A 26,248-nucleotide genomic window follows, 5' to 3' on the forward strand; every position below is an offset into this window, starting at 1 on the left:
TCGACCAATGGATTAAAAGTCCACTGCTCTACCAACTGAGCTAATGACCCGCTCAAGCATTAAAAGTGCCATTGATTCATCCTGAAGAGGTGTTCCGGCTCGTCGTCCTGACTCGCGTTCAAAAAGCTGCGAAGCGTTGCTTCGGTCTTTTTTCACCCAACTGAGCTAATGACCCGCTCAAAATCGAATTCATATGCTTGTAAGTGGTGGGTCATGATGGACTCGAACCATCGACCAATGGATTAAAAGTCCACTGCTCTACCAACTGAGCTAATGACCCGCTCAAAATCGAATTCGTAAGCTTGTAAGTGGTGGGTCATGATGGACTCGAACCATCGACCAATGGATTAAAAGTCCACTGCTCTACCAACTGAGCTAATGACCCGCTCAAAATCGAATTCGCAAGCTTATAAGTGGTGGGTCATGATGGACTCGAACCATCGACCAATGGATTAAAAGTCCACTGCTCTACCAACTGAGCTAATGACCCGCTCAAATATGAATTCTAAAGCTTGTAAAGTGGTGGGTCATGATGGACTCGAACCATCGACCAATGGATTAAAAGTCCACTGCTCTACCAACTGAGCTAATGACCCACTTAACGCAGCAGTTTTTTGTTACCAATCGCCTGCTGCGGGCGCTTATAATACTTATTTAAATTTTGAGTGCAACTGAAATAGCTAGTTTTTTTCACTTTTTATGACTAAGCGCCTAATTTTAAGGCACTCAGCTCAAAAAGTGATAATTACATCTTCGCTAAACGCTCTGTTGCCAATTTTGCAGGAGTCGTACTTGGATACTCTTTAATCAATTTATTAAGGAGTGTCTTCGCTTCAGCAGCTTGTCCCTGTTTATGTAAAATAGTACCCAGCTTTAACATCGCTTCTGGACGTTTATTCGATTCAGGGAAATTATCAACAACGGTTGCAAAATGAGACTTAGCTTTACCATCGTCAGATTTTATTAAGAATAGCTGACCTAACCAGTAATGCGCGTTCGGCACATATACTGAGTTTGGATACTGCTGCAAGAAACTTTGAAACTCAGGGATCGCCGCGTCGTAGCGCTTATCCTTCATTATCATGTTTACAGTACGGTCGTACGCTTCATTCTCAGACAGATTACTGCTGAATGCTTGCTCTGGCGTAACATCAGGCGTTACCGCAGCTGCGGTAGATTGTGACTGGTCATAAGCTTGGCTAACGCGATTTTCAATCTCTTGATATAACTCACGTTGACGTTGTAGCACTTTTTCAAGCTTATAGCTCTGCTCTTCTGTCACACCACGCACTTGGCTTACTTCTTCTTGCAAAAGATTAAGCTGTTGCTGTAACTCAGCCTGCAGCAAATTGCGGGTTCTCATCATACTCTCAAGTTGAGAGACACGTTCTTCTAGTGTTTGATTTGAATTTGCAGCTTCTGAAACAGGAGCGGGAGCAGCCCAAACTTGGGCGCTCCCGCTCATGAGTAAGAATGCTGCCAAAATAGTATTCGGCTTCATAATAACTCTTTCTTAGTACACTAATACCGCGCGACGGTTCTTAGCGAACGCTTCTTCTGTACGTGACTTAATCATTGGTTTTTCTTCACCATAGCTCACTACAGAGATTTGGCTGTCAGAAACACCAAGGCTTTGAAGGTATTTAGCCACTGATTTACCACGGCTCTCACCTAGTGCGATGTTGTACTCTGGCGTACCACGCTCATCAGCGTGACCTTCAACAAGTACTTTCACGCTTGGGTTTTTCACTAGGAAATCAGCGTGCGCTTGAAGTAGTTCAGCATATTTGCTTTGAATAGTAGATTTATCGAAATCGAAGTAAACGATCTGTTCTTGACGTAGGGCTTCATATTTCTCACGTAGTTTTTCTTCAGCAGATTTCTCGCGAGACATAGTGTTTACATCAACAGTGTTGTCTTGTGTGGTTGCCGCTTGGTTGCTTTCGCTAGCCGCGCCCTCATCAACACTTGAAGATGAGCTACATGCTGCAAGTGTCATCACTGGCAACGCGACCATTAAGGCTTTTAGAGTTTTGTTAAGTTGCATCGAGTATATTCCTATATCTTTATAAATCTAACCAGCAAAATTACTGTAAAAACGGCGACCAGGCTGGTGCCTTAACTTGACCGTCCAAGACAGGTAACCTTGCCTTGAAACGACCATCCATAGACACCAATGCCAATACCTGCTTATTATTGTGCAAGGTGCTGTATATTATCATCGAACCATTTGGTGCAATACTCGGAGACTCATCTAGTCTCGTACGAGTTAGCACTTGAAACAGCCCGGAATCTAATTCTTTTTTCGCAATGTGGTAACGGCCCAGCGTACGGTTAACCATAATCAGACGTTTACCATCTGGTGTGATCGAACCTGCTAAGTTCATGTCGCCGTCGAACGTAACTCGCTTAGACCTACCAGTTTTTAAATTTAACTTATAAATCTGAGCATTACCACCCCTTTCAGATGTATACACAATTTCTTGACCGTTTGGATGCCAAGAAGGCTCAGTATCTATACTACGATGACGAGTTAAGCGTGTTTCTTGACGAGTTTTCAGGTCAATTAGATATACTTCTGTCGCTCCACCTGCATCCTTAGAGAGTACTGCAAGTAATTTAGTTCCATCAGGAGAAAACTGTGGTGCGCCATTAATACCTGGGTGACTTGTGACAAGTTCGCGTTTCCCAGTGTAAATGTCTTGAATGTAGATTTGCGATTGGCGATTTTCAAAAGTCACGTACGCAAGTTTGTTTGCATCCGGCGACCATGCAGGAGACATTAACGGCTCTTTGGAGCGCAATAACACCTGCTCGTTGTAACCGTCATAATCGGCAACAACTAACTGGTATGGCTTATCTTGGCCGTCACGTACGATGACGTAGGCAATCTTAGTTCTAAATGCGCCTCTTTCACCTGTTAAGGCTTCATATACTACATCACTGATTTGGTGCGCATAGTTTCTAAAGCCTGTACTGCTGACAATGCTTTGGCGTCCTTCAAGTACATGATCGTCGCTTTGCATTAAGCGACCATTTGACATAATGCGAGTTTCACCACCAGTAAGCTGTGCTCTGATCACGTCAATCAGTTCATACTTTACCAAGTAGCGTCCAGCAGATTGCTGGGTCACGGTGCCTACAACTACCGCTTCAACCCCCGCATCAACCCATGCAGCGTAGTCGATTTCCGAGTCAGTGGTTGGTAATTGAGGCATGTCAGCCTCGGCAACAGGCTTAAATTTACCGCTGCGCATCAAGTCCGCAGAAATAACGTCACTTAAACTCGACGGCATTTCACCAGTGCCATTATATTTAAATGGTACAATTGCGATGGGTCTGGCACTGTCTACCCCTTCTGTTATCACAATTTCAAGTGCGGCTTGCGCAAACTGTGATACACCCAGAGTAAAAACCAGCAATAAGGTTGTGAACTTCTTTAGCATGTTCGTCCTTTAAAAATTTGGTTTAATTGTTAAATTGATATTCTTAAGCTGCTCAAACACGTCTTTATCTTTAGAAACAGGTAAAGTATCGGCCATTTTCACAGCACGGATCGCAGCTTCACAAACTAGCTTGTCGCCGCCCAATGACTCTACATGCGTCACAAGGCCGTTAAAGGCTAGGCGAATGTTTACTCGGCATTGTTTACCTTTCATTGTTTCATCGATAAGCAAGTTGGCTTGAATGCGTTGCATGATAAGTGCTTTAAACTTATCCACTTCGCTCAATACTTGCTGCTGACGGATCTTCGCTCTTGCTGCCTGCTCTTTCGCAAGCTGGTCACGCAGCATTTGTTCTTCAAGTGCCTTTTGACGTTGACGCTCCGCTTCTTCCGCTTTTCGTTTTTCCTCAGCTTCGCGACGTTTCCTCGCCTCTTCAGCTTTTCTTAAGCGATCTTCCTCAGCTTGACGCTGGGCTGCAGCCTTTTTAGCAGCTTCTTCCGCAGCGGCTTTTTCAGCCCTCGCTTTATCAGCCTGCTCACGTTGCTTTTTCTCAATTTCGCGAGCGCGTTTGGCTTGCGCCTCAGCTTGGCGAGTCTCTTCCAACTTAGCTTGACGCTCTTGCTCCAGCTTTTTAATGCGCCGCGCTTCGGCTTCACGGTCTTTTCTAGCTTGCTGCGCACGCTGTTCAAGATCGCGAATACGGCGATCTTCAGCAGCTTGCTTTTCTTCTTCACGCTTTTTTAAATCCGCAATCTTTTTCTCAACCGCTTGCTGATCAACCGACACCGCAGAAACCGCCCTTTCAGGCTTTTGATCTTTTTGCTGTGGATTTAAGGTGACTTCCATCACAGTAGGTGTATCAACTTGAAAATTTGCCGTAGCAAATAGCAGACCGCCAATTGCGCCATGAAGCAATACTGACTTAACTACGCTGCTAGATAATGAACTCATTACTCATCCTCAAATGATTTAGTCATTAGGCCAACAGAAGGAACACCCGCTTTTTTCAAGAAGTCCATTAAATAAAGTACTTCTTGATACGACACTCTGCCTGAACCTTTAATCATTACAGGGGTATCTGGATTTTGTTCTAACTTAAGTTTAATCACCGCAGCTACTTCTACTGCATCCATTGGTGCTTCAGGGTCCGTACCAACAGTCACAAAATAGCGACCTTCAGCATCAATGGTGGCAATAATCGGTGGCGAGTCTTTGGTTTCAACCAATTCAGACTCTTCCATCTGAGGTAAGTCTACTTTTACGCCGTGCTGGATAAGTGGAGCCGTTGCCATAAAAATGATTAACAGCACCAACATAACATCAATATAAGGAACGACGTTGATCTCCGCAACGGGACGACGTCTCTTACGCTGATACATTTTGTTTTGCCTCTACTTGTGTTGCAGCCTGACGATAAAGAATATTAGCGAACTCTTCCATAAAGTTAATGTACTGAGTTTCTAGCTTTTCTACATTTTTGGCAAATCGGTTATACGCCATAACCGCTGGAATTGCCGCAAACAGACCCATGGCTGTTGCAATCAACGCCTCAGCAATACCTGGTGCAACCATTTGCAGTGTCGCTTGTTTCACTTCGCCAAGCGCGATGAAAGCATTCATGATCCCCCAAACGGTACCAAAAAGACCGATGTAAGGACTGATAGAGCCAACTGTTGCTAAAAAAGAAAGGCTTGATTCTAACTTTTCGATTTCACGAGAAAGCGCGACACGCATTGAACGGTGAGTACCTTCAACAACAATTGAAGGGGATTGGATATTGCCTTTTTTATGCTTTGCAAACTCTTTAAAGCCAGATACAAATAGCGCTTCTAGTCCTGACGCGCTACCAGTCCTTGCAGCTATTTCATTATAGAGTTTGCTAAGATCCATACCGGACCAAAATTTTTGCTCGAAATTCTTTGATTGGCTTTGGGCTTGAGAAATGACAGTTTTACGTTGAAAAATAATTGCCCAAGAAGCAATAGACAATCCCACCAGGGTCAACATAACAAGTTGTACCAAAAAGCTGGCTTTTAAAATTAGATCGACAAAATTTAGTCCCGATTCCACGTTATTATACTCCCAAAAGTGTTTCGGCAATGGTAGCCATTTATATTCTTGCGCTCTACCGAGCAATATCTAGAGATAGACTAGATTTACTACCAAAAGGTTCAGCTAGTTTAACCACACTATAAATACCTTACAATCTCAATACTGCGAATTCATTGTATTTGACGATAAATAGAGCTAAACAGTTTAACTCCCTTTGCTTTACCCAAACTTAAGCAAATTCGACAATCTCCATCACAGTCTCTAAATATGACTCAAAACTGCATAAAATAGGAGTTTTATGCACAAATAGAGAATAAAACCTCAAAAAACAGATTGGTCTTACCAATTAACAACAGATTATCTAATATTTACATTTTGCGCATTTAACATACAAAACTATATTTTACATAAACTTACACAAATACATCACCACGTTTAAGCTCACTTTTTAACCTCAACAAAAATTCTGATATTAGTTTTTTTTATCTGAAAAAAGAATTTTTCTAGTTTGATGAAAAACTAAAACCTCTTTAATATACACCCTGTACTGAGCGAGCAGCTGAAGTTTCAGCAAAGCACAGTTACTTGCAATAGGATTCTGATTTTTCGTATTGCTTAGATGATGCATTTTGTGGATAAAACCCAAAGTAACTCATCTTGTTCCCTGGATTACTTCCTTCAACTTGTTGTTTTGCCCGCATTATTTGCGGGCTTTTTTTTGCCTGAAATTTGGTGCGAGCTCCTTATTACGCTCCACATTTTCTTTAACACTCGGTCATTTTGCGGTTTTTATTTAGCGCTTGGTTTAAAGGACGAGACAATCTACAAATAGTTTAAGCAACGGTATAGCCCACACAGGTCGAGATAAATTTACCTGAGGTTTAGATAAGAAAGGTTCTCACTCCTTGTTGTTAAGGGGCAACTTAATTTACCTCCTTGTCTAGCCAGAAAGTTTTAGGGGGAAACTAGGCGAATTTACGCACCAATAGCTGGCTATTGGAAGTGAATTCAACGCAGTTAGCGCTAAAACTGGCTGCTAGAAAGGCATTAATTATCCGAAGCTCAGGTAAATTACTTCAGCAGTGATGGATCTTGCCTGAATTTAGCTGACACAAAATAATAGATTTGTGCAAACGCGATTAGCAATAAGTGAGTGTAGAAATGAAATAGCCGAGTGAATACTCGGCTATTATGAAGAATAAAGGTGTTTATTACCCAACTTAGATCATTCTGGCTTGCTTAGCTCAAAATGCATATAGGCTTTGTCAGAGACAATACGTCCTCTTGGCGTGCGTTGAATAAAGCCTTGTTGGATCAAAAATGGTTCTATCACATCTTCGATGGTTTCTTTTTCTTCTCCAATTGCCGCAGCAAGGTTATCCAGACCAACCGGGCCACCAGTAAACTTTTCTATGATTGCCAGCAGATATTTGCGGTCCATATAATCGAAGCCACATTTATCAACATCGACCATATCCAGCGCTAAGTGCGCAATCTCTTCAGTGATAGAGCCATCGCCCTTCACTTCAGCAAAGTCTCTTACCCTGCGTAGTAAACGATTTGCTATTCGTGGTGTACCGCGCGCTCGACGCGCCACTTCAGTTGCGCCCGACTCGCTGATCTCTAGATTTAAATGATACGCTGAGCGAGTCACAATCGAAGACAAATCCGCAACCGAGTAAAACTCCAAGCGCTGCACAATACCAAAGCGGTCTCTCAATGGTGAGGTTAACGAGCCGGCACGTGTCGTTGCGCCAACCAAAGTAAAAGGTGGTAAATCCAGTTTAATTGAGCGTGCTGCAGGGCCTTCACCAATCATGATGTCCAATTGATAGTCTTCCATCGCAGGATAGAGAATTTCTTCCACCTGAGGACTTAAACGATGGATCTCATCAATAAATAACACATCCCCTTCTTCAAGGTTAGTGAGCAACGCAGCTAAATCCCCTGCTTTTTCAAGCACAGGTCCCGAGGTGGTTTTAATATTAACCTCAAGCTCGTTTGCGACAATGTTCGCAAGCGTGGTTTTACCTAAACCCGGCGGACCAAATATCAGCAAGTGATCTAAGGCTTCCTGTCTTGAACGTGCCGCCGCAATAAAAATTTCCATTTGCTTTTTGACATGTGGCTGACCAGTATAATCATTTAGTAATTTAGGTCTAATCGCCCTATCAACTAAATCTTCATTACCTTGGATCTCAGGTTCAATTAATCTATCTGCTTCAATCATAGTTACATCATCGATTTAAGAGCGTCTTTAATGATACTCTCGGTCGTCATGCCTTCTCTGTTTACGGCTTTTACCGCTTTTTGTGCTTGAACTTGTTTATACCCTAATGCCATTAAGGCTGCAATTGCTTCATCTGCTGGGGTATCACTTACCGTCGGATGCTCTTGCGGCGCAAGTACAGCAGCATCGCTAAACGGTGTGAGTAAGTCATTGCCAAAGTCTTTTAGCTTATCTTTCATTTCAAGCACTAGGCGCTCAGCGGTCTTTTTACCAACACCTGGGATCTTAACCAAAGTCGTTGCATCGCCATGATTCACGCAGCTAACAAATTGCTCTGCAGACATGCCAGACAAAATTGCAAGTCCGAGCTTTGGACCGACTCCGTTCGCTTTAATTAACGTTCTAAACAATGCACGTGCGATCTTGGTATTAAAACCAAACAGTAACTGCGCATCTTCACGTACTACAAAGTGAGTAAATACTGAAACCGGCTCGCCCACGCTCGGTAATTCATAAAAACAAGTCATAGGCATTTGCACTTCATAACCTACACCTGCAACATCAATTAATATCTCTGGTGGCTGCTTTTCTAACAGTGTTCCGCTTAATTTTCCTATCATGGTTATCTCAACCTTCCTCTTACGGTTTTACGCGCTGCGCCTGCCATTTTTATTAAGTTTTGCCTTGAGTGCGCGTGACAAATCGCCACCGCCAACGCATCTGCAGCATCAGCTTGGGGTGTGCCAGGCAGCTTTAATATGCGCTTTACCATTTCCTGTACTTGGGCTTTGTCTGCACCACCGGTACCCGCAACGGCTTGTTTAACTTGCCTTGCCGAATATTCACTCACAACCACTGACTGCATGGTCGCTGCAACAATGGCCGCACCTCGCGCTTGACCAAGTTTTAAGGCTGAACTTGGATTATGCGCAACGAACACTTGCTCAATCGCAAAGTCGCTCGGCGAAAACTGCTCTATGAGCTGTGTGATCCCTTGATAGATCATTTTTAATCGAGTGGGAAAGTCATGTTCACCAACTTTAATGCAACCGCTCCCCAAATATTGGAACTTTGCACCTTGATGAGCAATCACACCATAGCCTGTAAATCTTGACCCCGGATCAATTCCTAAAATGACAGCCAAACGCATCGTCTCTTGGTTTTTTGGTTATAATGCCAAAATACTGTATAGATTACCAGTTAAGTTGTAACCCTACTCTGCTTTACCAACTTAAGTTTTTCGGTTTGCCTAACTATCATCATTTTAATACCAGTTAGGTGAGGTATTGGTAATTTAGATAGAGCACAATCATAATGTTTCCAAAATAAAAACACCGTGATAACATAAAAACAACTTCATAAACTTAAGAGTGAACTAAAAGGAAATTCAATGGAAAGAAACTCGATAAAAGCATTACTTTACGGAGCGTTAACAGCTAGTGGTATGGGGATTTCTGTATCTGCAAATGCGGCTATTACTCAGTATCAAACCGAAATTTGCTACTCATGTAGTGCAGGAAATGCCATCGACTTTGCCAAAAAATATCCACCTACGGTGGAGTGTAAGATAAATGGACCATTCGGTTGGGATTATACTCAAGAGTGTTACTCACAACCGCGAGACGTACTAATTATTAATGCGAACTCAGGCCAAAAGTGGTACTACCAACTCAACCACACAAACCAAGGTAAGTTTCGTAACGAGTTAACACTTAATACAACAGAAAAAAACCTACCAGCTGATGCGAATAACCTTGCAGACGAATTATTAAGGTATTATGCAGCTTGGGATAGAGCAGTGTCACTAGTGAATGACCAGTATCAATCTCAAACGATGCAAACAGCTTTCCTCTCAGAGGCGCTTACGCAGAGATTTTCAACAGCTTCAGCATCGCCGAATAACTGTGAAAACGAGCCGATCACCCGCGCAGCCCACTTTGCTTATGATGTAAAAGCAAGAGCAAACTTGCATAAAAGCTTAGTAAATAAATTTCAACAAGAGTACGGAAGTGTTGACGGGGCATTTGAAACAAAGCAAATGACCGCACTCAACTTTTCTGTGAGTAAAGGTGGTGTAGGGCTTGGCGGGAGCTGGCAGTATGTGCCTGAAACTCGCTCAGTGAGTGTAACATTTGCAGATTCCGTCAACGGAGATCACATCATAGTCTACGACATTTTCAAAGGCCCAAGAGGGACAGGACTAGACTTTGAGCTTGCAGAACATACGTCTTTTCTTGGCGGCAGTAGAATTAAAGATATGAGAAGGTCGAGACCTGCTAACGTTTCTAACTGTATGCTTGAAGTATTAAATAAACATCTTGAAGCGAGTATAGCCGGTGGCGGTGGCGGCGGACATGATCCTGTCAACCTTGGTAAAGGTTACGATAGGATCCCTGGACGAGGTTTTGGTGGTATCAGCGGTCCTCAAACCTGTACATGGACTTACTATGACCCGTGGGGCAAGCCATATTTTAGTATGGAAGGCGCTTGTCCTTAGTTAGTGCTTAAAAAATTGAAGAGGCGACCTAAGTCGCCTCTTTTATATTCGGTTGACGAACTTACTCGCCTTCACCTTGCTCTGCTAGTTGCTTTTCTATCGAGATAGCAAGCTCTTTTAGCGCATCTGGGTTTACAGGGCTTGGCGCATCCGTCATCAAGCACGACGCTTGCGTTGTTTTCGGGAATGCAATCACATCACGAATATTGTCAGTGCCACACAGTAGCATTACCAGTTAAGTTGTAACCCTACTCTGCTTTACCAACTTAAGTTTTTCGGTTTGCCTAACTATCATCATTTTAATACCAGTTAGGTGAGGTATTGGTAATTTAGATAGAGCACAATCATAATGTTTCCAAAATAAAAACACCGTGACAACATAAAAACAACTTCATAAACTTAAGAGTGAACTGAAAGGAAATTCAATGAAAAGAAACTCGATAAAAGCATTACTTTACGGAGCGTTAACAGCTAGTGGTATGGGCATTTCTGTATCTGCAAATGCGGCTATTACTCAGTATCAAACCGAAATTTGCTACTCATGTAGTGCAGGAAATGCCATCGACTTTGCCAAAAAATATCCACCTACGGTGGAGTGTAAGATAAATGGACCATTCGGTTGGGATTATACTCAAGAGTGTTACTCACAACCGCGAGACGTAATAATTATTAATGCGAACTCAGGCCAAAAGTGGTACTACCAACTCAACCACACAAACCAAGGTAAGTTTCGTAACGAGTTAATACTTAATACGACAGAAAAAAACCTACCGGCTGATGCGAATAACCTTGCAGACGAATTATTAAGGTATTATGCAGCTTGGGATAGAGCAGTCTCTAAAGTTAGCGCTGAATATCAGTCTAAGTCAGTACAATCGAATTTACTTATTCAGGCCCTTAAAAGTCGGATTTCAGTAGCTTCAGAGTCACCAAACAACTGTGAAAATGAGCCAGTTACTCGCGCAGCTAATTTTGCTTACAATATTACCGCAAAAGCAAACTTACGACGAAGCCTAGCTAGCGCACTTGAACAGGAATACGGTAGCATTAAAGGCTCTTTCGAAACTACACAAATGACCGCATTAAGCTATTCTGTGAGCAGAGGCGCTGCAGCACTATCTGACAGTTGGCAATATGTACCAATAAACCGCTCGACCCGTGTAAATTTCCATGACCCTACAAACGGTAATCATACTATTGTCTATAATGTACTTCCCGGACCTAGAGGTGTTGGTTTAGACATTGAGCTTAACGAAGCCATGAGCTTTCTTGGTGGCCATGCGATTAAAGATTTGAGAACGTCGAGACCCCCTAGCGTTTCTAATTGTATGCTCGAAGTATTAAATCAACATCTTGAAGCGAGTATAGCCGGTGGTGGCGGCGGCGGCGGACATGATCCTGTCAACCTTGGTAAAGGTTACGATAGGATCCCTGGACGAGGTTTTGGTGGTATCAGCGGTCCTCAAACCTGTACATGGACTTACTATGACCCATGGGGAAAGCCATATTTTAGTATGGAAGGCGCTTGTCCTTAGTTAGTGCTTAAAAAATTGAAGAGGCGACCTAAGTCGCCTCTTTTATATTCGGTTGACGAACTTACTCGCCTTCACCTTACTCTACTAACTGCTTTTCTATTGAGATAGCAAGCTCTTTTAGCGCATCTGGGTTTGCAGGGCTTGGTGCATCCGTCATCAAGCACGACGCTTGCGTTGTTTTAGGGAACGCAATAACGTCACGGATGTTGTCAGTGCCACACAGTAGCATCACCAAACGGTCAAGACCGAATGCCAAACCTGCGTGCGGAGGCGTGCCATACTTCAGAGCATCGAGTAAGAAACCAAACTTCTCTTGCTGTTCAGACTCTTCAATGCCTAGGATCCTAAACGCCGCCTGTTGCATTTCGTTGTTGTGAATACGAACCGAACCGCCACCGACTTCGTAGCCGTTAAGTACCATATCGTATGCATCAGAAAGTGTACCTGCTGGATTTGCTTCAAGGTCCGCAGCACTTACGCCTTTAGGCGCAGTAAACGGGTGGTGTACCGCGTGTAAGTTACCTTCGTCGTCTTCTTCAAACATCGGGAAGTCAACAACCCAAAGTGGTGCCCATTTAGTTAGATCAGTGATTTCTAAATCAAGACCAATCTTCAGACGTAGCGCGCCCATGGCTTCGTTTACAGTATTACGCTTGTCTGCGCCGAATAGAATAATGTCACCTGTGTTTGCGCCTGTGCGTTCAAGCAGTGCATTGATCACTTCTTCATTCAAGAACTTAGCGATTGGTGACTGTACGCCTTCGATACCCGCCTCACGGTCATTCACTTTCATCCATGCAAGGCCTTTCGCACCGTAAATACCTACAAACTTAGTGTATTCATCGATTTGCTTACGTGAAAGTTGTGCGCCACCTGGTACTGACAGTACTGCAACACGACCTTTTTCGTCGTTCGCAGGGCCGCTTAGTACTTTAAATTCAACATCTTTTACGATGTCTGCAACGTCGATAAGCTCAAGCGGGTTACGTAGGTCTGGTTTATCTGAACCATATTTGCTCATCGCTTCGCTGTATGGCATCACAGGGAACTCACCCAAATCAACGTCTAGGAAAGACTGCCACATTTCACGGATCATTTTTTCTGTCACGCCACGAACTTGATCTGAGCTCATAAATGACGTTTCGATATCTATCTGAGTGAACTCAGGCTGGCGATCTGCACGTAAGTCTTCATCACGGAAACATTTTACGATTTGATAGTAGCGGTCAAAGCCAGACATCATTAGCAGCTGCTTAAATAGCTGCGGCGACTGCGGTAGCGCATAGAAACTGCCTTTGTGAACACGACTTGGTACTAGATAGTCGCGTGCACCTTCAGGTGTCGCTTTAGTTAGTACTGGCGTTTCAATGTCTAAGAATGCATTTTCATCTAAGAAACGACGCACAAAGCTACTCGCTTTAGCACGCATCTTAATGCGATCGCTCATTTCTAGACGGCGTAGGTCTAAATAACGGTATTTAAGACGACGCTCTTCAGAGTTTTGCTGATTGAAGTCAAGCGGTAATGGTTCTGAACGGTTGATAATGGTTAAGCCAGTGCCTAAGATCTCAACTTCACCGGTTGCCATGTCTTTGTTTACTTGGCTTTCAGGACGCGCACGGACAACACCTTTGATCTGAACACAGAACTCTTGGCGCAACGTATTCGCTTTATCCATTAAGCCTTCCACTTCAGGATCGAATACCACTTGCACAAGCCCTTCTCTATCTCTTAAATCGACAAAGATTAGGCCGCCAAGGTCACGACGTTTATTGATCCAACCACATAGTTCAACTTCCTGATCTACATGGCTCTTATTTAGTTTTCCGCAGTATATAGAGCGCATAAAATTCCTGTCAGTCCAGTTTGCTCTTACGACTAATCACTTCTCACCACACAATATGAATTCACAGTATTGGTAAGCCAGTCGCTAAGACTCATTTTCAATAACCGCCAATTATATAAAAATACGCTGCATTGTCATCCTCAATCTAAGGATCTGATACACTATTCACACATTTAATCGTTGTTTTGATCACTATGTTGTATCTGGGTTGTCCACAATGGAGTAGCGCACACTGGAAAGGTCGAGTATTTTCCAGCCATTGTAGTGCCACAAATATGCTCAAAGAGTATGGCCAAATTTTTAATAGCGTTGAAGGCAATACGACTTTTTATGCCGATCCAAATCCGCAGACCGTATTAAAATGGCTAGAACAAGTGCCCGATGACTTTCGCTTTACGTTTAAAATTCCTAAGCGCTTTAGTCATGAAATGGCACTTAGCCACTGCCAAGATGAATTATTGGCTTGGTGTAAAAACATGGCGCCGCTGTTTCCAAAATTAGGCGTATTAATGCTGCAATTACCTGCGCAGTTTGCGCCTGAACATATAAATAAAATGCGACAATTTTTATCTTGGTTGCCCAAAGCGCTAACTGTTGGTGTTGAAGTACGGCATTGGGACTTTTATCGCAAAGGCGATGCTGAGCGCAGATACAACCAATATTTAATCGAAAATAACTACAACCGCATCGTGATGGATACTCGCGCACTTTTTAGCGAGCCTGCCAGTACCCCTGCGATAGTAGATGCACAGCAAAAAAAGCCGCGATTACCTGTGCATGCTATTGCCACGGGAGACAGCCCTATTCTGCGATTTGTTGGTTGCTCTCAGCTTGAGTCTAATAGAGACTTTTATCAGCCTTGGTTAACTAAACTCAATCAATGGCTCAGCGAAGGTAAATCACCTTATGTGTTTTTCCATACCGCAGACAATTTTGATGCGCCATTTTTAGCAAGACAATTTATCGCTGATTTAGAGATACATCATCAAGTAAGCAATCCATTCCCCGCTGAAAAAGAAGCAAAGCAAGAGGCGCTGTTTTAATGTCCCACCCCTATTTTTTAAACTACTCAGAGCAAGTCCAGACTCAAGTCACTCAATTAATAGAGAGCAAGCGACTCAGTGCTTTTTTCAAAAGCCGCTATCCTGAACCGCATCAAATCAAAAGCGATAAGCTACTTTACGAATATGTAGAAGGATTAAGACAGCAATACTTAAAAAATACCCCACGGGTATCGCAGGCCAAGTTTGAGAAGCGCAACAATATGGTATTGAATGCGTTAGGAACCCATACGTTCAAAACCACACGACACGGGCAAAAACAAAAGACGTCTCATCAAATACACATCGCAGCACAGTTAAAATACGCTCCCGAGGCGGTGCTACGAGCGTTGGTTGTACACGAGCTAGCGCACTTTAAAGAGAAAGACCATAACAAGGCGTTTTACAAGCTTTGTCAGCATATGGAACCCCACTATCATCAACTTGAGCTAGAGTTACGGCTATTTATGCTGATGTGTGAAACGGAAGGCAACACCAATTACACTTAACTGAAGGGTAATTGGTGTTTTGAGAAATTAGCGTTTACAGCTTGGTGCAAAACCACCCGTACGCGCTTTGTTAGCGGTTGCTTGGGCAGTTGTCATGTTTGCTTGTAATTGCTTAATTCGATTTTCAGGCGCAGGGTGCGTCGACATAAATTCTGGTGGACGCTGTTCGCTCATTTTCGCCATATTTTGCCAAAGCGCAACCGAGCCTTCTGGATTAAAGCCAGCCTTAGCCATTAGGTCTAAGCCGATAACATCCGCTTCGCTTTCATGAGAGCGGCTAAATGGCAATGCCACACCATATTGCGCACCAAGACCTAATCCCTGCATAATGGCATTGCGATATTCGATATTATTCATTTCAAGCACCGCCGCACCTGCTTGCAGGCCAAACTGCAACACACTGTTTTGCGATACGCGCTCATTAGCGTGTTCAGCAATAACGTGCCCTACTTCATGACCCATCACCGCAGCAAGTTGATCTTGGTTTTCTGCAACTTTGAGAATCCCCGTATGAACCCCGATTTTACCGCCGGGTAGTGCAAATGCATTAGCAGAGTCATCTTCAAAGACCACGACTTCCCATTGCTGGTTTGCGTAGTTTGTTGGGAGTTGTGCTATCAAGGCATTTGCAATACACTTAACATAGCGATTGGTTTTAGCATCAGTATCGACTTTTTGCTCTTGCTTCATTTGTTCAAAGCTTGCAACACCCATTTGGTCCATTTGCTGCTCGGAATAGAGTGCTAACTGAGTGCGTCCGGTAGGCGATGTTTTGCAGCCAGCAAGCGTTGCCGCCACAGCTATCGCGAGAACCAGTTTTTTCATAACTTGTTCCTTTTCTTATTTTATAACTTAAGTTTCTCTAAGTTTACCGCAATTTCGTCACTTAACGAGACTAACTTAGTACAATATAAAAAATTTTTCATGAACTTCTGCTGATCAGAACGCCGTCTTTTCGTTGCTCTACTCTAGTGCACCGAGTTCCATCTTCATATAAAGCGTCTCTGATTGGTGTATTTATTCTGCTTAACATTAACAAGGTAACAATACCAACATATGAAGTCATCAACACTCCCAGCAATACTCTTGCCATTACTGGCTAGTATTGTCGCGATAACGCCTTTGGCTATCGACTTGTACCTACCTGCGATGCTCGCGATTGCAGATAGCTTGAATAGCCCGCTTGAGCAAGTGCAGGTTTCTCTTAGTAGCTATTTAGCAGGTTATGCTGTCGGCATGATGGTGTTTGGCCCCCTTGCAGATAGATTCTCAAGACAGACGTTAGCTATTTGGGGCTTGGTCGGCTTTACCGCATCGTCAATTGGGCTTGCGCTAACGAATGACATCGATATGTTTTGCTTCTTACGGGTCGTTCAAGCATTTTGTGGTGCCGCAGCAACAGTCGTTGTACCAGGCGTGATCCGCTATTATTACAAAGAGCATACAGCCAAAGGGATGTCTTATGTTTCAATGATCATGATGATCGCGCCACTAATTGCTCCCTCACTTGGTGCGCTGATCTTGTTGTACTTTGATTGGCACGCCATTTTTTGGTTTTTAGCGGTTTATGCTGTACTCGTTATCATCGCATTACAGTTTTTCTGTATTGCAATTCCGACCAAAGCCGATGTACCGCTTAGCTTATCGTTTTTCTTAAAAAGCTATCGTATTGTGTTAACACAAAAGAAGGCCCGCTACGATATTCTTTCTTCGATGCTGGCATCATTCGCATTCTTTTGTTTTTTAACCTCAGTTTCATTTATTTATCTTGAGTATTATGGCGTGTCGGAGCAGCTGTTTGGAGTGTTATTCGCCATGAATGTGATTGCATTGATGCTCGGTAACTTTGCCAACACGCGTTTAGTGCCAAGGCTTGGTTCTAGGAGAATGCTCAATATCGGTCTCGCGATTGGTGTCGTCTGCTCCACGATCTTAGTCATACTCAGTAGCCAATCAGTCTCGGTTTGGGTGCTCGCTTCTGCCATTGCACCTTTGATGATGAGTTTGGGGATCATTGCCAGCAACGCTGATGCACTGATATTACTGAGTTTTGAACATCAAACCGGTACCGCAACCGCGGTGATAGGCACGCTACGATTTGGTAGTGGCGCTTTGGTCGGCCCTTTACTTGCACTCGCGGTTCCTGAGTCACCTTTGCCATTCTCAAGCTTTATGTTCGCTGCCATTGTGCTGACTATCGTCTGCCAATTGTTAAACAGGCGTTTTGAGAAAAGTGTCAACGCTACAGAAATCAAAGAATAATACACAAAAAGCCCCGACTTGCGGGGCTTTTCTCTAAAATCGTTATTAGATCATCTTAATTTAGTTCTTTATCTTTCCAGAACTTAGTGCCTTTTACTGTTGCTTGCAGTGCCAAGCCACTTTCAGTAAAGGTGTACACTGTAACATCGCCATAATAGGCTTCGCCTTCTACCGATGCACCTTTTTTAGCCGCTTTCGCCGCAGCATCTGCATTTCCGCCAAACGTCCAGCCTGAGGTCACAAACTTATTCATTGCTTCAGGAGTATGGAATACCATCACAATACGATAATCTTTTACACCTAGACCAAGGCCGACACCGCCTTCAGCCATATTCATATAAGTGTTACTTCCTACCGTATTATCATGTACGACACCGTAACCTGTTCCAGCTGCAACAAATAGCAGATTAATATTGGCATTAGAAAAAACAGCATAGCCCGGCGCTGCCGCAATTTGCGAACGCGTATCTGGCTTTTTGCTGTAAAGCTGAGTAAGTACATCGTTTTTCATATCTAGGATGGCACGTTGCTTTTCAACCTTGTCACCATCGCCCATTGAAGCACATGCACTAAGCATGACGGCCAAAAAGCCAGCCATTAAATGTTTAACGTTTACCATAGGTTTTTCCTTTCCTGCATTAATTGAAAATAACACTACCTATCATAGACGCTTAGTTTGAATGCTGGATTAATTTAGAGGTATGTTTCGAGCCTTGCCAAACCAGCGGCAAAGTTACGCTTACCCGTACCTAAACGAAAGTGGCACTCGCTCTCCAATAGAAATAACTTTGCGGGTAACAATAGCGTGTTTGAGGTCTCTGCAAATTGACGTGACCACTTTTCAGAGTCCCTTACTGAATTAATCTTCAGCAATGACAACACACCTCCACGAGGCTCAACCCAAGTCACTTTTTGCGAGTATAAACTGACAAATTCACGCATCAATTGGACGTTATTTGCAATGATGTTCGCATTATGCGCTAAGATAGTTTCACTATGCAGTAATGCGGTCGTCGCCAATAAATCATCCACTTTACTGCCACAAATGCTTAAGTAGCTTTTACCGGCCAACAGCGCATCTGCTAGTGCTTTCGAACCGCAAATTGCCCACCCTACTCGGATCCCAGGTAAGCCCATACTTTTAGATAATACGCCTAACGTAATCGACCGCGGATAAGCCGAAAAGCGCCCACTTACTGCGCGGTCATCGCCATGGCTCTGTGCTGATACTTCATCACTTAAAATGTAAGCACCACACTGCTCTGCTAGCAGCTGTATTTGTCCAACTTCTTTGTCAGTCAAGCCTGTGCCCGTTGGATTATGAGGGGCATTGACGATAATGAGTTTGGTTTTTGTCGTCACTGCGTTTTTGAGTCTTTCTATATCAACCTGCCAGTTGTCCTCTTCTCGCAATGGCACCGTGTTGACGATAGCGCCAAACTGTTTGGGGAGTTTTGCAAGCGATGGGTAACTTGGCGTACAGACCACCACCTCATCTTGTGGGTCTAGTAATTGCGCCATCGTAGTGAAAATAGCTTCTTGAGCACCGCTAAACGTCACAATTTGATTAAGATCCACACATGCAGTCGTCGGCAGATGATAAGCTTTAATCGCCGCTTTTAGCCTTTCACTGCCCGCAATCGGGTTATAACCCAGTTCAATATCTGGCATTTTGCCGCCACCAAGCTCAATAAGTTCACCAAGCGTGACGCCTTGAGCGCAGGAATCACTCAAGTTGATATCGATGGGAGCAGCCAAGCTTTGACTAAACTTAATGTGATCGGGTAATACTAATTCCATTCTTTAACCTAAAAAAATCATGCCAGCACTTTGGCTGGCATGGGTATCAACGACTATTTAAGACGCCAAAGCGTAAGTTGGCATCGCTCTAGTTCAACTTTACGTACGTTTTTGCTTATGGCGGACATTACTTCATCTTCAGCCAACAGTTCAAAATCTCGTCCCAGTAAAATTTCTAAACCATCACGGCCCGTGACATTCTCACCACTGACCTTATAACCGCCCAACCAGTTTTGTGCTTGGGTTAGCGCCTTGTCCCACTGATAGGCTGAGCTTATCGCAAGGATCCCGCCTGCATTCAAGCGCGATTTAATTTGGTTTAAAAAGGTTTTTGGTGAATATAAGTATTCCACAACACGATGACACAAGATTAAGTCATACTCGGCGAATTGTGGTTTAAGGTTATGCCCATCCCCTTGGCAAAAATGAATACGCTCACTGAGTTCATTAAATCCCAATTGCGAGGTAGACACTTCGTGGAAGTCCACAATTTCACCTTCAATCTCGGTAGCAAAGCGTACTAGCGTGCCTTCTTTTAAGGCCAACGCGTGTTGAATATTGCGCGCAGTAAAATCAATGCCATCTACTTGAGCAAAGTGTTTCGCTAATTCAAAACTTGCACGACCGACCGAGCAACCTAAGTCCAGCGCTTTATTTGTATTACCTTGATAATGCACCATTAGCTGTGAAACGACACTTTGTAATGGGTTGCCAAAATGCATAACAGGCTTACCGTAGTGGCTATGTAGCGCATTGGCGACGTCCGCATCCATTTCACACAAGTTGACCTTTTGCACTGGCACTTGTGAACTCTCACTTTCGATGTATCTAAATCCGGCATGTTGGAAGAAGTGGCGTCTAAAGGCATAACGAGAATCTCGCACGGCTTCGTTACCTGTAGAAATCCAAGAACCACCTTTTATCAGATTATGTTTACCGTCAAAAGTGGGTGTCGAGAAATCATCGTATAATGGATGCACTTTAAAGCCGCTATATGCGTCAATCGGACTTTCTGTCCATTGCCAAACATTGCCGATGATGTCGAATAAACCTTCAGTTTCAAAACGGTTAACCGGACAGCTTGAAGCACATACCTCAAGGTTAATGTTTCCCGGCGCTTCACTCCATGTTGGCAGATCAACATCGAGCTTATCGCGTAGTACTTGCCACTCTGCTTCTGTTGGTAAGCGTACAAAGTGCTCACTTTGCTCTGATTTCCAGTTACAAAAAGCCTTCGCTTCAAGGTAATTAACCTCAACTGGCCAATTGAGTGGTAACGGGATTTCTTCGGCTAAGTTTCGTTGCCAAAAGCCTGTGTCTTTTTTTACCCAAAAGCGCGGCATGGTTGATTTAGTTGAAGCCAGCCAAGCTTGACCTTCAGCCGTCCAAAACTCAGGCTGATTGTAGCCACCAGCTTCGACAAAGGTTAAAAACTCTTGGTTTGAGACCACATATTTACTGGCCTTGAATGGCTCCACTTTGACGTCTTGTACACCATATTCGTTATCCCAGCCGTAGGTTTGATTTGATTCAGGTTTACCGAGCCGAACATTACAACCGCTTACTGAGATTAGGTTGTTGTCAGGTGTATCACCGTACTCATCACACGCCTCCCAGCCGGGTTGTAAAGTCAAGTCAGCCAGCGGCAGCATCCGCATTATTACAGAAGAGGTTTCTAGGTGGATACGTTCGTGTTCAATACCCATTAGGACAACCCACGCAAGGCTATCTTGAGTGATTGGTAGAGTAATATCCATCTCGTCGATTAACCCATTAATAAGTGCATTCACTTGCTGGCGATAAGCACGCACTTCTGGCACTGTTGGCCAATCGTAATTATTGCTATCAAGGTCGTCCCAAGACATTTCATCTACGCCAACTGCACAGGTAGATTCAATGTGTGGATTAACGCGTTGAGCGATGTATTTCCCTAACATCAACTTATTAACGTAAAAACAAGCGGTATGACCGAAATAGAAAATGAGAGGATGCCGTAACCGCTCAGCCTTCACAAAATAGGCGTCGTCATTGTTGATATTGCTAAATAATGATTCGTACTGCTGCCAGCTATTGTTGAAGTATGCTTTGATCTCAGCGCGCTTTTTCTCTACATCGCCACCTGAAAGCCAGATTGGCTTTAATGTATTTGGTCTTTCCATACAATTATCTTCTTTAAACTTGCTACTTCGATACATACACCATTTCAATGCATGCAGCTTTTAAACTTTGCTCACTTTGCCACTTAATACCAATGGCATCTTGCTGTATACGTTTGATAATCTAGCTTAGACCACTGATATCAACTTTTTATGACCTTAACTTATTCACATTTAATTTTCACTGCCGATAGGGCGATTTTCGGAAAAAACTTCACTTGGCACATCTGGCATATGCGATAAAAATAAAAAGAGCGCAACTAAGGTCACGCTCTTTTGGCAGCGGGGCTGCATCACAATGAAATTTACGCGACCGCTGGCTCTAGAGATTCAACCGAGCTGGACTCCAATGTCAAAAACACCAGCACCATGATATTGGCGATAAACCACAAGTCTTTAATCACAAATTGTCCCAAACCACCAAGCAAACTCATGTCGCTAAACGCACCGGCTGCGGTAAACAAAAAGCTTTGTGTCATAACAAATACCGCAAGACACCCAAGGCTTGCGACGCCAATCAAGACTCGCTGATTAAACCAAATGCCAATGCCGAGCAAGCCTGCCATCAAAACGTCATAGACGCCTATCACGTTTGAGGCTTCTTGCACGGTAAACAACTCATACATCCAAGACATAAACGGTGAAGTTTCCACTAGCGGCACGATTGCCTTTGCCTCAAGTTCAAGAAATTTCATTCCACCAATCCAGACTAAAACCAATGCCACGGGGAAATAGTTCGCCCATACGAGCGTTCGCGTGTTGATCTGATAACGGCAGTAGAGAAATAGTGCGATGGGTACTAACGCAAAATACTTGATGACCCCTTGCCCAGAACCAATAACGGGAAAGCCGCCATGAGCTGCTATCCAGCGGTTTTCGGCAAACAACGTCAGCAGAGTAAATAAACTAATGATGGCGATTAAGGCAAGCGGCCACGCCGCAGGAATAATCTTACATTGCTGTAAAATGACTAGACCCGCGACAACCATTAACGCAAAGCCAAATACAATACCAAGTGTGGCAACAGGCACCCACTCCGTTAACCCGTAAAAGCTAAAGGTGCCTGAAATGGTACTTGGCCCAGCGCCAAACAAAAATGAAATGCCAAGCAGTAATAAGCTCACTGCTAACACGCCTGAAATAGAATAATCGATAGTTCTGAACGACATATCTAACCTCTTAATATGCTATTGTCTATAAGACCCGAGGTTTGAGAAAGTTCATTCAGTGTTTGTGAAGTTTATACCCATTGCCATCTGTGTTGAGTCGTTAGGTCGACAGCCCAGTTCAACGCCAGTGCGCCGCAAAGTCAATGAGTCGCGTTAATATTGGGCTTTGAAATTTATCTTTACGCGTCACCAACCAAAACTGCCTCGGTGCGGCTTTTAAACCTGAAAGCGCCTTAATTCGTTGCTGTGCTATGGCATGTTCAGCGGAGTATTTTGAGATACACGCTACACCGAGCCCTGCCGCAACACCATTTATAATCGCCTCGGTGGAATTTAACTCAAACGCGATTCGCCACGACGCAAGCTGCGCAGCAATATTCGCCAAGAAAAATTCTCGACTGCCGGAGCCTTGTTCCCGCAACAACCAACGAGATTGACTTTGTATCAGCGTTTGAAAGTCAGTTATCGCACAGTCCATTGCACTCACGATACACATTTCATCTTCAAACCAAGGCATGATGTCTAAATCTTCGCCTATCACTCGACCTTCAACAAAACCAATGTCTAATTCGTAATCACGAAGCATGGCACACACCTTCGCCGTATTGGTGATAAACAACTGCTGCTGTGTATGCCCTGTTTGCTGCTGAAAAGCCGCTAACATGGGAGGCAACAAATGATTGCCTAAGGTATCGCTGGCACCAATTTTAATTTCGCCATATAGCCTCTCGCTTTCTTTAAATAAGGACTCTAAGAAGCGACATCTATCAAGCACTTGATGCGCATGCGGTAGTAATAACTCTCCGGCAGGATTTATCATTAATCGATTATTTACACGATCGAATAATGGTTGTTCGAGGTGACGCTCTAACTCCGCCAGAGCCATGCTAACAGCAGCCTTAGTTAAACATAGCTTATCCGCTGCGGCCGTGATCGAACGCTCTTGCACGATTACCGTAAATACATTGAGTTGCTTAAGGGTTATCATTGATGTTAAGAATTACTGAACACTAATTTAAATATATTCAGATATTCTTAATCAAAGCGCAAGCGTATTATCCCTTCACCGAACAATTATTGTGAAATTACGCATGGCTACTCTTCTTTCTTATGGTAAAAAACTCACCGCCAATATCCCCACCCCGATGTCTGGTCTTGCTCTTGGGCTAGCTAGTTTAGGCTGGTGTATCAGTAACCTCTTTCCCGCATTTTTTGTGTTAAAACCTTTAAGTGCACTGCTGGCTGGCTTTATTTTATTGCTGTTAGTGCTTAAGTTTATTCATCAACCAGCTCTATTAAGAGCAGATCTCGCAGATCCAGTAGTTGGGAGTGTATTACCAACCAGTGCCATGACAATCATGGTGATTTCTCATAGCATCTCGGCCTATTCTCATCTTATTGCAACTGTGGTTTGGCTACTCGCCATTGCACTTCATCTAGGGTTGCTAACCAGCTTCGTGTATTTTCGCAGCCGCAATTTTGAGCTTAATCAGCTAGTGCCAAGTTGGTTTATTCCCCCAGTGGGGTTTGTCGTTGCCGATGTCACCTTTAACGGTATGTCAGCGTTGCAACCTTTGGCTATGGGGCTGTGGTACTTGGGAGTGATATTTTATCTGCTGCTGCTACCGTTCATGATTTACCGTTTGTGTAGAGGCAGTGCCATACCACAGCAAACCCAGCCCACAATTGCAGTCATGGCAGCGCCTGCGAGTCTATGTTTAGCAGGATATTTAAGTGTCCATCCAATGCCAGCGGCTGGCGTGGTGTTTGCCCTACTGAGCATTGCTATTATTATGACCCTAGCAATATACCTTGCTTTTATTCAGCTTCTACGGCTGCCATTTAGTCCCGCTTTTGCAGCATATACCTTTCCATTAGTCATCGGCGTCACCGCCATTAGTAAGGTCGTCACTTGGCTCGGCAGCGAACACTTAAGCTTAGGCTGGTTAAGTGTGTTGCAGTACCTAGTTTGGTTTGAACTTGTTGTTGCGATCGCTGTAATTAGCCATGTTTGTATTCACTATACGCGATTCTTACTAAAAATAAGCACCGCCAATTCAGAGAGTTAAAGCTAATATTGCAATAACCTAAACACACACTGTTTACTTAGCATGCTAACTAATCTAAAATACTTAGCATGCTAAGTAAATATATCTTAAGTTATGTCGTCACTTCCATTTCATGAAACGCTCGATCTTAGTCTCTGTGGCAAGTTAGGCCGAGTCCATAGAATTTGCCGTCAAGCCGTAACCCAAGCTGTGGAGCCACTCGGTTTTACCCAGCCTCGCTGGACCGCCATGATGCATATTCATCATTTGGGTGAAGGTTGCACACAACACCAATTGGCATGCAGTTTAGATATCGAAATGCCGAGCCTGACTCGCACGATGAAACAGTTAGAAGAGAATAACGTCATTGAACGCCGCATTGATAAGCAAGACAAACGCTGTCGTAAAATCTACTTTACCGAACACGGGCAAGCCCAGTTAGCGCAGCTAAAGATGCGGATCAGTGAAGTGAAGGCACTTTTATATCATGGGCTTAGCGATGACGAGCTCAATGCTATTGCACATGCTTTGGTCAAACTTGAGAACAATGCTCAGCAATGTTGTGACAATATTTCTGAAAGTGGGGGTACCAGTGAGTAAACTTAGTCCAGATCAGCAATTTTCCCGCTACGTAAAGGTTTCAATCGCCCTTTTTGCACTCTGCTTTAGCTATTTTATCTTTGCTGATCTCTATATACCAATGACGCCTCAGGCACGTGTGTATCATCAAGTAACCAAAGTGACGCCTAAAGTCAGTGGTGAAGTGCTTGCAGTAAATGTCAGCAATAACCAAAGAGTTCAGCAAGGCCAACTACTACTTACTATCGATGAAGCGCCGTATCGTTTAGCATTAGCTAAGGCTGAGCTCGCTTTGGCAGAGGTTAATCAGCAGAACAAACAATTAGACGCACAGGTAGTTGCCCAGCAAGCACAAATAGAGGCTGCTGTAGCCAAGTATGATGAGCAACAGCGACTTTATAAACGCAGCCAATCTTTGCTGTCACAACACGCAATTTCAACGCAGGAATCAGATCAAATTCAAGCAAATTTTGCGACGGCTAAGTCACAGCTTAGTGCACTGAGAGCTAATCTACATGCGCTTGAAGTAAAACGTGGTGCAACCGACGAACAGAATATTGCACTAATGCAAGCACGAAATGCCGTAGAGCAGGCTAAATTGCAACTCAGCTATACCGAAGTCCGCGCGCCCCATGATGGCATCATTAGTAACTTACAGATCACCACGGGAACCTATGCTCGCACGGGTGTGAGTTTAACCAGTTTGGTTTCGGACAATGTTGACTTAGCTGCGGATTTCAGAGAAAAGTCGCTTTACCACGTCAAACTCGGCGAACAAGCGCTAGTGAGCTTTGATGCGTTACCGGGCAAAGTCTATCCCGCCGTGATCCATGAATTTTCTGCAGGCGTCAGTGATGGACAACTCAATGCCGACGGCCAATTGGCTGCCGTTGAGACCTCCAACCGCTGGGTGCGAGATGCGCAGCGTCAACGCGTTCATTTAGCATTTGATGAGCCATTACCTTTACTAGCAAGTGGTGCCAGAGCGACGGTTCAAGTTCTGCCTGAAAGCACTTTGCTTGCAACGCTTGCAAAAGCGCAAATCAAATTCGTCAGTCTACTTCACTACGTTTATTGAT

General features: G+C 43.8%; 25 protein-coding genes and 4 tRNA genes. 8 read left to right on the forward strand and 21 right to left on the reverse strand.

Going from position 1 to position 26,248, the window contains the following annotated elements:
• Positions 1-204: 204 nt before the first annotated feature.
• The 13 genes from MHN30_RS12385 to ruvC all read right to left on the reverse strand — a co-directional run bounded on the left by MHN30_RS12385 (position 205) and on the right by ruvC (position 8,872).
• Positions 205-280 (reverse strand) — tRNA-Lys (locus MHN30_RS12385).
• Between the two features lie 29 nt (positions 281-309).
• Positions 310-385, reverse strand: a tRNA-Lys gene (locus tag MHN30_RS12390).
• Between the two features lie 29 nt (positions 386-414).
• A tRNA-Lys gene (locus MHN30_RS12395) sits at positions 415-490 on the reverse strand.
• Positions 491-520: 30 nt separating this feature from the next.
• Positions 521-596 (reverse strand) — tRNA-Lys (locus MHN30_RS12400).
• Between the two features lie 149 nt (positions 597-745).
• Positions 746-1,501, reverse strand: a complete 756-nt coding sequence (ybgF, locus tag MHN30_RS12405; protein WP_010377599.1) for a tol-pal system protein YbgF — start codon at positions 1,499-1,501, stop codon at positions 746-748.
• A 12-nt stretch (positions 1,502-1,513) separates the two neighbouring features.
• Entirely contained in the window at positions 1,514-2,047 is a 534-nt protein-coding gene (pal, locus tag MHN30_RS12410) for a peptidoglycan-associated lipoprotein Pal (protein ID WP_017215988.1), read from the reverse strand.
• 40 nt (positions 2,048-2,087) lie between these two features.
• Entirely contained in the window at positions 2,088-3,446 is a 1,359-nt protein-coding gene (gene tolB, locus MHN30_RS12415) for a Tol-Pal system beta propeller repeat protein TolB (RefSeq protein WP_039497305.1), read from the reverse strand.
• 9 nt (positions 3,447-3,455) lie between these two features.
• Positions 3,456-4,397: a cell envelope integrity protein TolA gene (tolA, locus tag MHN30_RS12420; protein ID WP_010377595.1), complete on the reverse strand. Its 942-nt coding sequence runs from the start codon at positions 4,395-4,397 to the stop codon at positions 3,456-3,458.
• Positions 4,397-4,825 carry a protein TolR gene (tolR, locus tag MHN30_RS12425; protein ID WP_010377593.1) on the reverse strand — a complete coding sequence of 143 codons (429 nt, stop codon included), beginning with the start codon at positions 4,823-4,825 and terminating at the stop codon, positions 4,397-4,399. The genes tolA and tolR overlap by 1 nt, the downstream gene beginning before the upstream one ends.
• Positions 4,812-5,516 (reverse strand): protein TolQ, encoded by a 705-nt coding sequence (gene tolQ, locus MHN30_RS12430; protein ID WP_010377591.1) that lies wholly within the window; start codon positions 5,514-5,516, stop codon positions 4,812-4,814. The genes tolR and tolQ overlap by 14 nt, the downstream gene beginning before the upstream one ends.
• Before the next feature lie 1,207 nt (positions 5,517-6,723).
• Positions 6,724-7,728, reverse strand: a complete 1,005-nt coding sequence (gene ruvB / locus MHN30_RS12435; protein WP_010377587.1) for a Holliday junction branch migration DNA helicase RuvB — start codon at positions 7,726-7,728, stop codon at positions 6,724-6,726.
• Positions 7,729-7,730: 2 nt separating this feature from the next.
• Complete coding sequence (gene ruvA / locus MHN30_RS12440; RefSeq protein WP_010377584.1) at positions 7,731-8,348, reverse strand: Holliday junction branch migration protein RuvA; 618 nt, start codon at positions 8,346-8,348, stop codon at positions 7,731-7,733.
• A 2-nt stretch (positions 8,349-8,350) separates the two neighbouring features.
• The gene (gene ruvC, locus MHN30_RS12445) at positions 8,351-8,872 is read right to left on the reverse strand and encodes a crossover junction endodeoxyribonuclease RuvC (protein ID WP_010605128.1); all 522 of its coding nucleotides are present in this window, start codon (positions 8,870-8,872) and stop codon (positions 8,351-8,353) included.
• A gap of 246 nt (positions 8,873-9,118) precedes the next feature.
• On the opposite strand from ruvC, the gene MHN30_RS12450 reads away from it, so the two are divergent.
• A complete protein-coding gene (locus tag MHN30_RS12450; protein WP_239359817.1) occupies positions 9,119-10,225 on the forward strand; it encodes a hypothetical protein in 1,107 nt (368 codons plus the stop codon).
• A gap of 61 nt (positions 10,226-10,286) precedes the next feature.
• Here MHN30_RS12450 and MHN30_RS12455 read toward each other — a convergent pair whose 3' ends face one another.
• Positions 10,287-10,454 carry a hypothetical protein gene (locus MHN30_RS12455; protein WP_239359819.1) on the reverse strand — a complete coding sequence of 56 codons (168 nt, stop codon included), beginning with the start codon at positions 10,452-10,454 and terminating at the stop codon, positions 10,287-10,289.
• A gap of 196 nt (positions 10,455-10,650) precedes the next feature.
• Between MHN30_RS12455 and MHN30_RS12460 the strand changes: the two genes are divergently transcribed.
• Positions 10,651-11,760 carry a hypothetical protein gene (locus MHN30_RS12460; protein WP_239359821.1) on the forward strand — a complete coding sequence of 370 codons (1,110 nt, stop codon included), beginning with the start codon at positions 10,651-10,653 and terminating at the stop codon, positions 11,758-11,760.
• Positions 11,761-11,836: 76 nt separating this feature from the next.
• On the opposite strand, the gene aspS is transcribed toward MHN30_RS12460, so the two are convergent.
• Entirely contained in the window at positions 11,837-13,606 is a 1,770-nt protein-coding gene (aspS, locus tag MHN30_RS12465; RefSeq protein WP_239359823.1) for an aspartate--tRNA ligase, read from the reverse strand.
• 194 nt (positions 13,607-13,800) lie between these two features.
• On the opposite strand from aspS, the gene MHN30_RS12470 reads away from it, so the two are divergent.
• Together MHN30_RS12470 and MHN30_RS12475 are read left to right on the forward strand one after the other, a co-directional pair.
• The gene (locus tag MHN30_RS12470; protein WP_158299115.1) at positions 13,801-14,649 is read left to right on the forward strand and encodes a DUF72 domain-containing protein; all 849 of its coding nucleotides are present in this window, start codon (positions 13,801-13,803) and stop codon (positions 14,647-14,649) included.
• Positions 14,649-15,155 carry a YgjP-like metallopeptidase domain-containing protein gene (locus tag MHN30_RS12475; RefSeq protein WP_130163842.1) on the forward strand — a complete coding sequence of 169 codons (507 nt, stop codon included), beginning with the start codon at positions 14,649-14,651 and terminating at the stop codon, positions 15,153-15,155. The genes MHN30_RS12470 and MHN30_RS12475 overlap by 1 nt, the downstream gene beginning before the upstream one ends.
• A 27-nt stretch (positions 15,156-15,182) precedes the next feature.
• On the opposite strand, the gene MHN30_RS12480 is transcribed toward MHN30_RS12475, so the two are convergent.
• On the reverse strand, positions 15,183-15,980 hold the full coding sequence (locus MHN30_RS12480) for a M48 family metallopeptidase (RefSeq protein WP_039497298.1): 798 nt from the start codon (positions 15,978-15,980) through the stop codon (positions 15,183-15,185).
• A 231-nt stretch (positions 15,981-16,211) separates the two neighbouring features.
• On the opposite strand from MHN30_RS12480, the gene MHN30_RS12485 reads away from it, so the two are divergent.
• Entirely contained in the window at positions 16,212-17,417 is a 1,206-nt protein-coding gene (locus MHN30_RS12485) for a Bcr/CflA family multidrug efflux MFS transporter (protein WP_045989771.1), read from the forward strand.
• Positions 17,418-17,472: 55 nt separating this feature from the next.
• Here MHN30_RS12485 and MHN30_RS12490 read toward each other — a convergent pair whose 3' ends face one another.
• From MHN30_RS12490 to MHN30_RS12510, 5 genes are all read right to left on the reverse strand, one after another.
• On the reverse strand, positions 17,473-18,036 hold the full coding sequence (locus MHN30_RS12490) for a YSC84-related protein (protein WP_010605134.1): 564 nt from the start codon (positions 18,034-18,036) through the stop codon (positions 17,473-17,475).
• A 74-nt stretch (positions 18,037-18,110) separates the two neighbouring features.
• Complete coding sequence (locus MHN30_RS12495) at positions 18,111-19,217, reverse strand: aminotransferase class I/II-fold pyridoxal phosphate-dependent enzyme (protein ID WP_239359825.1); 1,107 nt, start codon at positions 19,215-19,217, stop codon at positions 18,111-18,113.
• A gap of 53 nt (positions 19,218-19,270) precedes the next feature.
• Positions 19,271-21,376, reverse strand: a complete 2,106-nt coding sequence (gene ovoA / locus MHN30_RS12500) for a 5-histidylcysteine sulfoxide synthase (RefSeq protein ID WP_239359827.1) — start codon at positions 21,374-21,376, stop codon at positions 19,271-19,273.
• A gap of 302 nt (positions 21,377-21,678) precedes the next feature.
• Positions 21,679-22,542, reverse strand: coding sequence for a DUF417 family protein (locus tag MHN30_RS12505; protein WP_239359829.1), 864 nt, complete (start codon positions 22,540-22,542; stop codon positions 21,679-21,681).
• A gap of 118 nt (positions 22,543-22,660) precedes the next feature.
• On the reverse strand, positions 22,661-23,530 hold the full coding sequence (locus MHN30_RS12510; protein WP_239359831.1) for a LysR family transcriptional regulator: 870 nt from the start codon (positions 23,528-23,530) through the stop codon (positions 22,661-22,663).
• Between the two features lie 103 nt (positions 23,531-23,633).
• Here MHN30_RS12510 and MHN30_RS12515 point away from each other — a divergent pair, with 103 nt between their 5' ends.
• From MHN30_RS12515 to MHN30_RS12525, 3 genes are all read left to right on the forward strand, one after another.
• Positions 23,634-24,611, forward strand: coding sequence for a TDT family transporter (locus tag MHN30_RS12515; RefSeq protein WP_239359833.1), 978 nt, complete (start codon positions 23,634-23,636; stop codon positions 24,609-24,611).
• Between the two features lie 93 nt (positions 24,612-24,704).
• Positions 24,705-25,190, forward strand: coding sequence for a MarR family transcriptional regulator (locus MHN30_RS12520; protein WP_045989777.1), 486 nt, complete (start codon positions 24,705-24,707; stop codon positions 25,188-25,190).
• Positions 25,183-26,247, forward strand: a complete 1,065-nt coding sequence (locus MHN30_RS12525; RefSeq protein WP_239359835.1) for an HlyD family secretion protein — start codon at positions 25,183-25,185, stop codon at positions 26,245-26,247. Before MHN30_RS12520 ends, MHN30_RS12525 begins: the two co-directional genes overlap by 8 nt.
• Position 26,248: the final 1 nt, after the last annotated feature.

It is taken from the genome of Pseudoalteromonas sp. OF7H-1 (genome assembly GCF_022347825.1).
GTDB lineage: Bacteria > Pseudomonadota > Gammaproteobacteria > Enterobacterales > Alteromonadaceae > Pseudoalteromonas > Pseudoalteromonas maricaloris.

Bases quoted from the DNA above. Each gene is read 5' to 3' on its own strand.
- MHN30_RS12460 (WP_239359821.1), top strand. From the start codon at position 10,651: ATGAAAAGAAACTCGATAAAAGCATTACTTTACGGAGCGTTAACAGCT.
- MHN30_RS12480 (WP_039497298.1), bottom strand. From the start codon at position 15,980: ATGAAAAAACTGGTTCTCGCGATAGCTGTGGCGGCAACGCTTGCTGGC.
- tolA (WP_010377595.1), bottom strand. From the start codon at position 4,397: ATGAGTTCATTATCTAGCAGCGTAGTTAAGTCAGTATTGCTTCATGGC.
- ruvB (WP_010377587.1), bottom strand. From the start codon at position 7,728: ATGATTGAAGCAGATAGATTAATTGAACCTGAGATCCAAGGTAATGAA.
- MHN30_RS12515 (WP_239359833.1), top strand. From the start codon at position 23,634: ATGGCTACTCTTCTTTCTTATGGTAAAAAACTCACCGCCAATATCCCC.
- tolR (WP_010377593.1), bottom strand. From the start codon at position 4,825: ATGTATCAGCGTAAGAGACGTCGTCCCGTTGCGGAGATCAACGTCGTT.
- MHN30_RS12510 (WP_239359831.1), bottom strand. From the start codon at position 23,530: ATGATAACCCTTAAGCAACTCAATGTATTTACGGTAATCGTGCAAGAG.
- MHN30_RS12505 (WP_239359829.1), bottom strand. From the start codon at position 22,542: ATGTCGTTCAGAACTATCGATTATTCTATTTCAGGCGTGTTAGCAGTG.
- MHN30_RS12490 (WP_010605134.1), bottom strand. From the start codon at position 18,036: ATGGTAAACGTTAAACATTTAATGGCTGGCTTTTTGGCCGTCATGCTT.
- aspS (WP_239359823.1), bottom strand. From the start codon at position 13,606: ATGCGCTCTATATACTGCGGAAAACTAAATAAGAGCCATGTAGATCAG.
- pal (WP_017215988.1), bottom strand. From the start codon at position 2,047: ATGCAACTTAACAAAACTCTAAAAGCCTTAATGGTCGCGTTGCCAGTG.
- ovoA (WP_239359827.1), bottom strand. From the start codon at position 21,376: ATGGAAAGACCAAATACATTAAAGCCAATCTGGCTTTCAGGTGGCGAT.
- tolB (WP_039497305.1), bottom strand. From the start codon at position 3,446: ATGCTAAAGAAGTTCACAACCTTATTGCTGGTTTTTACTCTGGGTGTA.
- MHN30_RS12475 (WP_130163842.1), top strand. From the start codon at position 14,649: ATGTCCCACCCCTATTTTTTAAACTACTCAGAGCAAGTCCAGACTCAA.
- MHN30_RS12520 (WP_045989777.1), top strand. From the start codon at position 24,705: ATGTCGTCACTTCCATTTCATGAAACGCTCGATCTTAGTCTCTGTGGC.
- MHN30_RS12455 (WP_239359819.1), bottom strand. From the start codon at position 10,454: ATGCTACTGTGTGGCACTGACAATATTCGTGATGTGATTGCATTCCCG.
- ybgF (WP_010377599.1), bottom strand. From the start codon at position 1,501: ATGAAGCCGAATACTATTTTGGCAGCATTCTTACTCATGAGCGGGAGC.
- MHN30_RS12450 (WP_239359817.1), top strand. From the start codon at position 9,119: ATGGAAAGAAACTCGATAAAAGCATTACTTTACGGAGCGTTAACAGCT.
- MHN30_RS12495 (WP_239359825.1), bottom strand. From the start codon at position 19,217: ATGGAATTAGTATTACCCGATCACATTAAGTTTAGTCAAAGCTTGGCT.
- MHN30_RS12485 (WP_045989771.1), top strand. From the start codon at position 16,212: ATGAAGTCATCAACACTCCCAGCAATACTCTTGCCATTACTGGCTAGT.
- MHN30_RS12470 (WP_158299115.1), top strand. From the start codon at position 13,801: ATGTTGTATCTGGGTTGTCCACAATGGAGTAGCGCACACTGGAAAGGT.
- ruvA (WP_010377584.1), bottom strand. From the start codon at position 8,348: ATGATAGGAAAATTAAGCGGAACACTGTTAGAAAAGCAGCCACCAGAG.